Origin of the sequence: Alkanindiges hydrocarboniclasticus (assembly GCF_001982605.1) — a bacterium.
In the GTDB taxonomy this organism is placed as follows: domain Bacteria; phylum Pseudomonadota; class Gammaproteobacteria; order Pseudomonadales; family Moraxellaceae; genus Alkanindiges; species Alkanindiges hydrocarboniclasticus.
Window position 1 is genome coordinate 20,585 of the sequence record NZ_MLCN01000043.1, and the last position, 7,406, is coordinate 27,990.

Consider the following 7,406-nt stretch of genomic DNA (forward strand, 5'->3'; position numbering starts at 1 on the left):
ATATTTATTTTTATATTATAAAATCGAACTAAACTGCTAATGCGATCATTAAAATGAATTTAGTTTCTCCCGCGCCAAATCCGTTAGAAGCGGCTTTTACAGCCCTTATAGCGCACGATAAGCAAAATATAGTTTACCTGCCGTCCTTCATGTTCTTAAAGCTTCCCAGTGACATATTGAATGTAAATCAGCTGATTGAGGAAAAGACGGAACTTTACCAGCGGCTCCCCAAATACTTCATGAACAAGGACAATGCATTGCAGGCACTTCAGCGGAATCCGCTTAACCTTGCCTTTATCCCAGAAGAATTGCTTGATAATGATTTAATTAGAACCGCCCTAACCCAAGAACCTTTAGCCATCGGCTATGTCAAGGATAAGTTCCGGCTCTCAGAATATTGCCTACATTGCGTACTCCAGAAACCTGAAACGCTAGGTTTTTTAAATGAGCAGCAGCAATCCCAGTTCATGGTAGAAATGGCGATTGAAAAAAATCCTGCCTGCATCATGTATGTGGCACCTAAATACATGACCTATCGACTCATTAAAAAAGCAGTGACCGCTGACAATCGTGCGATTGAAGGCGTTCCGAGTGAGTTTATTGATGATGAGCTTTTAAATGTCGTGTTTGCAGGACAACATTTCATTCTTGGCATGGTTGACCGAAAAAATCCTAAGTTTATAACGTCTCACCGGATCAACCAGTCTTTAAACCGCTTTCCAGTTGAAACACTGGTTTATTTGATTAATGAAAAAAGCTCAATTGAAGACAACAACATCGAGTACCTTGATCAGCTAATTCAGATTGATCCCATCCAGTTACAACAAATCTCGGGATCATATTTTTGGGATAGGGAAGAGCTGCTAATTTCATTGATCAGGAACCGGCCTGACTTCATTCCATATATTGTTCCAAGTGCCTATAACCTAAAAATCTCAATTTTAGCTTATAAGCTTAATCCGGAATTTAAGCCCATGGACGTGATTGTGTTTGATCCGGAGTTTATGGCCAGTACTGATTATCTGGATAACCTTAACTGGTCACTTGTGGATGTAAATGCGTTAGGCACTGCCACAATTTTGAATATCCTTAATTGCTTGCCTGAAAATGATGAACGGGTCTACCTGCTGCTTGGCCGATTAAATGGTTTTCAAGGAATTGTCCATCATCCTGCGGTGCAAGCATTCCTTGAAAAACATAGGCAAGACATCTACTTGGCGCTTAATCCTGCACTCATTAACACTTCCAATATGCTCACAGTCAATACTGACTATTTAACTTATGAATCGTTAACTTCTATTGACCTGCATATCAAGGATGATGAAACAGCAGACCATTTGCTGGCCAAGGATATGATCTTTTACAGTGTGTTATCACACGACATGAAGACACAGGACAGGACGTTAAAGGCCATAGAGAAATATCCAAGTCTTGTTAACAAGATTCCGTTGGATTTATTGAATGCACCAGATTTTCTAAGGCTGCTGGTCAGTAGCAACCCATTGATGCTTAGACATATTGGCAAAATAACTGAGATAGAACAGTTCGTAGCTTAAAACTCGTTAATTACTACATTAAAGATTTTTAGGGATTTCCAATGAAATACTTCAGTAAACAATTTTATGGCATGCCAGTTTCGCATTGGATATTGTGTTTAGCTTACAGCATGATTATTAATGGATTGGTGACTTTAGTTTTTAAGGCTTCATTGCTGATAATGATACCATTGATTTTAATTTCGCTATTTTTCTCAAGAAAACTATTTCAGCGTAAAATAGCTGATTTAGATAATAAAATTCAAAACCTTAACAATACTTTTTTAACTGTTTTTATCAATCAAGTTGAAGTAGGCATAATCTCGGTTTCTGACTTTGCCAAAATTGAAAAGTCGGTTTTTTTAGATTCAACCACATGCCTTTTGCAATTACTTACCTTACCCAAAGCTATATTCAGAATTCTTAACTCAGCAATTCCATCGTTTACCACTTCTTTTGTTTTGATAATTTTACTGGGTATCACATTTGCACCTAGCGAGTTCTTATCTGGTGTTCATGCCCTGCTGAAGATGACGCCTGACCAGCTTCAAGTTTTTGCATATATGGTCTGGTGGCTATTTATAACCATATTTATCATGGCCTATTTATTATCTATAGTTTTTAGCAAATCATTTTCGGGTTTTGAAAATGTTTTTAAAAATGAAATTTTTACGAAAGTCCGCCAAATCATGGAAATTCAGGCTGATGGTGAGATTAGCTTAATCCACCAGCCAACTAATGACCATACGGAAACTTTTGCTTAACTGATTCAACCTATAAAATATCTGGCATGCTGATATAGAACTCTATAAGCATGCCTAATGATCACCTAAAATAAAATTCTATTAAGAAATAAAAGACCTTGTGCACCAGTTGTGCAAGTTAGTACAGTAAACTGGCCAACTTAATTGCAATTACCGGACTTCTGCCATGGCCTATATTGTTAAACTGACCCCAGATAATTTGTATTTCACTGCTGGAGAGGATGGTGTGGCCACCACAGCCTCAAGACAGGAAGCTATCGAAAATGGCCAATTTGAAGAATATGAGTCAGCAAAACTAACGGCCGAATCTTGGAGTGGCGGCATGCAGCTGGGACGTGATTATATTATTGAAAATATTTAATAGCAGAAGTTAAGCGACCGCCTTAAGCTTTTTCCTGATTTCCTGCAAACTATGCTTATCATTAATCCGAATCGTAGGATAGCCAGCTTCAGAAGCAAAAGCATCGCGCTTGGCATCAGCTTCCTTTACCCGTTTACTGGTATGACTTGAATCATCAACCTCAATAATGGCCAAGACGTTAAATGACTTATCTGTAAGCACAAAATCTACTGAAAACTTATTAAACCTATTCCTTACCCCAATATCGCGCGCAGTCAAAAAAGCGTTAAAGCTAACTGTAATAGCCCCCAATTAAAACGGACACCTTTAGTTAAGCCCTAGCGCTAAAGCCAGGGTTAAGGAGTGTCTTATGAGTCATATCGAAGTTATCACATTCAACCAGCGTCGCCGTCGTTATACTGCCGAGCAAAAAGCCCAGTTTGTTGCCTTGAGCATGCAAGCGGGCTCATCGGTATCAGCAGTTGCCCGGGAATATGGTATTGCCCCAGGTTTGCTGTTTAAATGGAAGAAACTCATGCAAGAAGGAGGCATTGTTGCCGTGCAAACCAATGATCAGGTTGTCAGTGCCAGTGAATATCAGGCCTTACTTAAAAAAGTAAAACAGCTTGAACAAATGCTTGGGCGTAAGACTGTCGAAGCTGAGATATTAAAAGATGCGCTGGAGATTGCCACTGCAAAAAAGTTCATCTCGCCCATTATCTTGTCGCCGCCGGACAGTACCCGATCGGACAAATAGCCCATGCATTAGGTGTATCCAGGTCTAATCTGTATCAGCGCCTAAAGCAGCCACCGCCAGTGCCGCGTACCCGCTACTGTAAAGCTGATGACCAGTTGCTACTGCCCATCATTGAGCAGATCTGCCACACCAGGCCGAGTAATGGCTACCGACGGGTAACCGCACATCTCAACCGTCATCTAAAGCAGCACAGGCTTAATCCTGTGCGGGTAAATCCCAAACGGATTTACCGCATCATGAAGCAGAATCAGTTATTGCTCACTAAAGCCATGCCACGATGCAATGACAGAACCCATGAAGGACAGGTCATTGTACCGGTATCCAATACGCCCTTGCGAAGCAGTGCTTCTCATCAGATGGCTTTGAGATCAAATGCTGGAGCGGTGAGAAAGTACGGGTCATCTTTAGCCTGGACTGTTGCGATCGGGAGGTCATCAGTTATCTTGCCACGACCTCAGGCATTAGTAGCGACATAGTCTGTGATGTATTGGTGACGAGTATGGAAAACCGCTTTGGCTTAGTTGACCATCTACCTCACCCGATTGAATGGCTCACTGATAACGGCAGCTGTTATATTGCCAAGGCAACCCGGCAATTTGCCCACGCACTGGGCTTTGAAATTTGTACCACACCGGTGAGAAGCCCGCAGAGTAACGGCATGGCTGAAGCATTTGTAAAGACGTTCAAGCGTGACTATGTTTATTTAAACGATCTGCCTGATGCCATTACAGTGATAAATGCTTTACCCAGGTGGATAGAGGATTACAATTGCAGCCATCCGCACAGCGGGTTAAACATGAAATCACCTCGTGAATTCCTGGCGATGAAATTAGCCAGTTAATTGTCCGTTTTTATAGGGGCTAATACACTAACCTGTGGGAAAAAATAATGGTTAGGCATCAGCTTGCTCAATTTTACATAGTAAATTTTTTCACATTCGGTCATAAATGCCTTTTTAACTATGCTTAAGTTACCAATTTCCTCGGGTGCCTTTTGCACCTTAATTCGTGATGCAAAAAACAAGCGTAGCACGAGCCAGCCCAGTAGTGATATAAGCGCAATATAACCAAAAATGCTCACTGATCAAGCCTGAATGAAAAAGTATATTGTGAATAAATTAAAGGATAATTATATTTCCTTTTTAATTAGCTATAGTAGCACTTTTGGTTATTACTGATTATATTGATTGTATCGGAATTCATTGACTGGTAGAAAAATAAGCTATTATTTCTACCGAAAAAAACGGCTGGGATGTATATGGTTATTGGTTCAGTGCAGATTGCTAATTTAGAGGAATTTAGCCCAGAATCCATGTTGCATGCGAGTAATGATATTGCTGCAATCAATAGCTGGCTAAGAGCAAGCACTAAAAACTCTAAACATACTTTTGATAGTTATGCCCGAGAAGCAAGACGATTTGTAATTTACCTCAATTCAATCAATATTGGTCTTAAACAGGTCAAAGGCGAGGATATCGATAACTATCTTAATATTTTACAGTATCCGCCTGCACACTGGTTAATACCAGATGACCAGCAAATTACTACCTCGACCCAATGTATGAGTGCTGCATTAAGCGAATCCTCAGTGAACCATGCAAGGACTGTGATCAAAGGGCTTTTTAGTTACCTCAATGATGCAGGCTATCTTAAGGGCAATCCTGTTGCACTCACAGCCAGAATTAAGTCAGAACAGGAAAGTATGGCTGAAAAAGCACTGGTTGTACCTGCATGGAATACTTTCTGGAAATGGGTGGTACAGAAAACTGAAGCGGCCACAGAAAAAGATAAGGCCTTATGGATGCGCAACCGATTTATGTGTGCTGTGCTTTATCACACTGGGATGCGGTTATCTTCGCTTGTTGCTGCCCGTATGAATAGCTTTTACCGGAAGAATATTGGCAGTGAACTGATTTGGCATCTCGCATTCCCCATGAAAGGAAAACGGCTCCATACCGTGATCGCAACCAACTCTTTAATGGATGAACTGGTATCGTACAGAAAGTATCTTGGCCTACAGGATTTTCCTGCACCGGCTGAAGATACGCCATTAATCATGGCATACCGGAAGAAAGCACCTATCTCACCCAGAGGGGTTGAATATGCTATCAGCGAAATGGTAGAACAGGCCGCATCAGACTGTAATGATCCTTTTATCGCTGACGAAATCAGGAAGATAACACCGCATACTTTCCGGCATACGCATGCAACGCACCGGTTATTGGCTGGCGCTTCACTGTTATCCACGCAAAAAACCCTTGGGCACAAGAGCATTACCACAACAACAATCTATGCGGCTGTAGTTGATGAGATGCTGCTCAATGAATCTGATATGTTTGGGGAGTTTTCAGAACAGCAGAAAATAGGCAATTAATTTTCAATTATTGACTAAGCCGACTGGAGGTCATGATGAACACACAAAATTTAAAGCAATTTTTTTTAGAAAAATTGCATGAAATCAAAGATACTCTAGGAGGTAATCCTTATTTGGATAACCAAAAAATCTTTCTGGATTACATTATCCAGATTGAAGAATCTACTCAAGATTCAACATTAGGCAGCTATATTAAAGATTTGCATCGTACCCTAAACAAGCCGGCCTCCTTAGTAGATGTAGAGTCAATTCTTAAATTAATTCAGGATATTGGGGAGGCCTATTTTTATGCACTTGCGTTATCTAAAGGGATAAAGCTGAGAAAGATTCCTGAAACCAAACATAAAAACACCCCTGATTTTGAATGTCTTGATCAAGAAAATAATCCGTTCTATTTTGAGGTTAAAACACTTTCGGTCGTGTCACCGATAACTAATATTCCTGAGCTATTTGAACGATCCATGAATGCACAGATTAGTCTGGATCAGCAGCTCAAGGCAGGTAAAAGGGTAGCTATGGCTGAAGTTGATATAACTCCATGGGAAACCAACGACTTAAGGGAAATGATTCATATTGGAATCAACAAGATACAAAATAATATTAAAACCAAGCAATTTGCTGATAAACCTACGTTTTTGGTCATTAACCTGAGTAACTTACCATTATTTGGGAAAAATAATGATGTCATCATGCCTTACTATACTGACCATCATAAATACATTACCACTGGGGAATTATGGACGATGGCATGCGGCGAGATAGGCATGCTAATAAAATACCATCCATCAGTTGAAGGCCATCAATGTATTAGTGGAACACTTCAGTCTTGCGGGATATTGAGAAACCCAGCTTACGATTGTATAGCCGGTATCCTTTTTATACATCATGATTTGCATAATCAACATAATATTTATGGGTTCTATCGTGATGATGATTTTGGTTTAAATACAAAAGAACTCAAACACTGTTGGGAAAATATCTACCAAATCCTAAAACAACTTCATGGTAAGAACTGGAACGATATGCATGACTCCAACACATTTGCTTTAATCAATAGCTTGGATAACTATACAGACGAGGAAGTAATTGCCGAGCTGGGAATGCGAGCGCTTTCTAACGGCATTCAAGCGAAAACTTTCACCTATAAAGACATAGAAATAAGCATTAAAAATAATAAAAAGTCCTAAAGAGTGTCCGCCTACTGCAAAATCCAACTCACTGCGCATAACTGTTATTATGCGCAGTGAGATATTGCTCAATTTGCATACTCTACAATACATAAAATTAACCTATTTGTAATATAGCGACAGACCTAATAGGTCTGCGCAATTAGCCTTTAGTCTAATTCCAATAAACGAATAACCAGAGATTAATTAATATTGGCTTAATATTTTAGGGTAATTATTCTAATGCAGACTATTAATTTTGATTAAATAGTTTCTTGCAGAAAAGTATAAATAAACTAAACAGATCGGTATAGTATTTTTAATTTTGTATTAAATTTTTTGTCACTAAGTTGCAAAATTTGTCTAAATTAATGTTAATTACCAAACTATAAATAAATTTTTTTATAAGAAAAATATCCTTATTTTTTAAAGGTTAATGATTAAATTTTTGAGTTAAATAGCTTTTAAAAC

6 protein-coding genes and 1 pseudogene are annotated in these 7,406 nt (G+C 39.2%); 6 read left to right on the top strand and 1 reads right to left on the bottom strand.

The genetic code is table 11. From position 1 onward, the window contains the following. Positions 1 to 53: 53 nt before the first annotated feature. The 3 genes from BKE30_RS13830 to BKE30_RS13840 all read left to right on the top strand — a co-directional run bounded on the left by BKE30_RS13830 (position 54) and on the right by BKE30_RS13840 (position 2,660). A complete protein-coding gene (locus BKE30_RS13830; RefSeq protein ID WP_076879169.1) occupies positions 54 to 1,556 on the top strand; it encodes a DUF4116 domain-containing protein in 1,503 nt (500 codons plus the stop codon). A 41-nt stretch (positions 1,557 to 1,597) separates the two neighbouring features. Further along, positions 1,598 to 2,299 carry a hypothetical protein gene (locus tag BKE30_RS13835; RefSeq protein WP_076879170.1) on the top strand — a complete coding sequence of 234 codons (702 nt, stop codon included), beginning with the start codon at positions 1,598 to 1,600 and terminating at the stop codon, positions 2,297 to 2,299. Positions 2,300 to 2,465: 166 nt separating this feature from the next. Continuing rightward, positions 2,466 to 2,660: a hypothetical protein gene (locus BKE30_RS13840; protein WP_076879171.1), complete on the top strand. Its 195-nt coding sequence runs from the start codon at positions 2,466 to 2,468 to the stop codon at positions 2,658 to 2,660. 9 nt (positions 2,661 to 2,669) lie between these two features. On the opposite strand, the gene BKE30_RS13845 is transcribed toward BKE30_RS13840, so the two are convergent. Next, positions 2,670 to 2,951, bottom strand: coding sequence for a DUF2726 domain-containing protein (locus BKE30_RS13845; RefSeq protein ID WP_076879172.1), 282 nt, complete (start codon positions 2,949 to 2,951; stop codon positions 2,670 to 2,672). A gap of 58 nt (positions 2,952 to 3,009) precedes the next feature. Here BKE30_RS13845 and BKE30_RS13855 point away from each other — a divergent pair. The 3 genes and pseudogenes from BKE30_RS13855 to BKE30_RS13870 all read left to right on the top strand — a co-directional run bounded on the left by BKE30_RS13855 (position 3,010) and on the right by BKE30_RS13870 (position 6,956). Beyond that, a pseudogene (locus tag BKE30_RS13855) lies at positions 3,010 to 4,237 on the top strand (IS3 family transposase). Positions 4,238 to 4,653: 416 nt separating this feature from the next. Next, positions 4,654 to 5,769 (top strand): tyrosine-type recombinase/integrase, encoded by a 1,116-nt coding sequence (locus BKE30_RS13865; protein WP_076879175.1) that lies wholly within the window; start codon positions 4,654 to 4,656, stop codon positions 5,767 to 5,769. 32 nt (positions 5,770 to 5,801) lie between these two features. Next, complete coding sequence (locus BKE30_RS13870; protein WP_143253764.1) at positions 5,802 to 6,956, top strand: hypothetical protein; 1,155 nt, start codon at positions 5,802 to 5,804, stop codon at positions 6,954 to 6,956. Positions 6,957 to 7,406 lie beyond the last annotated feature (450 nt).

Bases quoted from the DNA above. Each gene is read 5' to 3' on its own strand.
- BKE30_RS13830 (WP_076879169.1), top strand. From the start codon at position 54: ATGAATTTAGTTTCTCCCGCGCCAAATCCGTTAGAAGCGGCTTTTACA.
- BKE30_RS13870 (WP_143253764.1), top strand. From the start codon at position 5,802: ATGATGAACACACAAAATTTAAAGCAATTTTTTTTAGAAAAATTGCAT.
- BKE30_RS13865 (WP_076879175.1), top strand. From the start codon at position 4,654: ATGGTTATTGGTTCAGTGCAGATTGCTAATTTAGAGGAATTTAGCCCA.
- BKE30_RS13835 (WP_076879170.1), top strand. From the start codon at position 1,598: ATGAAATACTTCAGTAAACAATTTTATGGCATGCCAGTTTCGCATTGG.
- BKE30_RS13840 (WP_076879171.1), top strand. From the start codon at position 2,466: ATGGCCTATATTGTTAAACTGACCCCAGATAATTTGTATTTCACTGCT.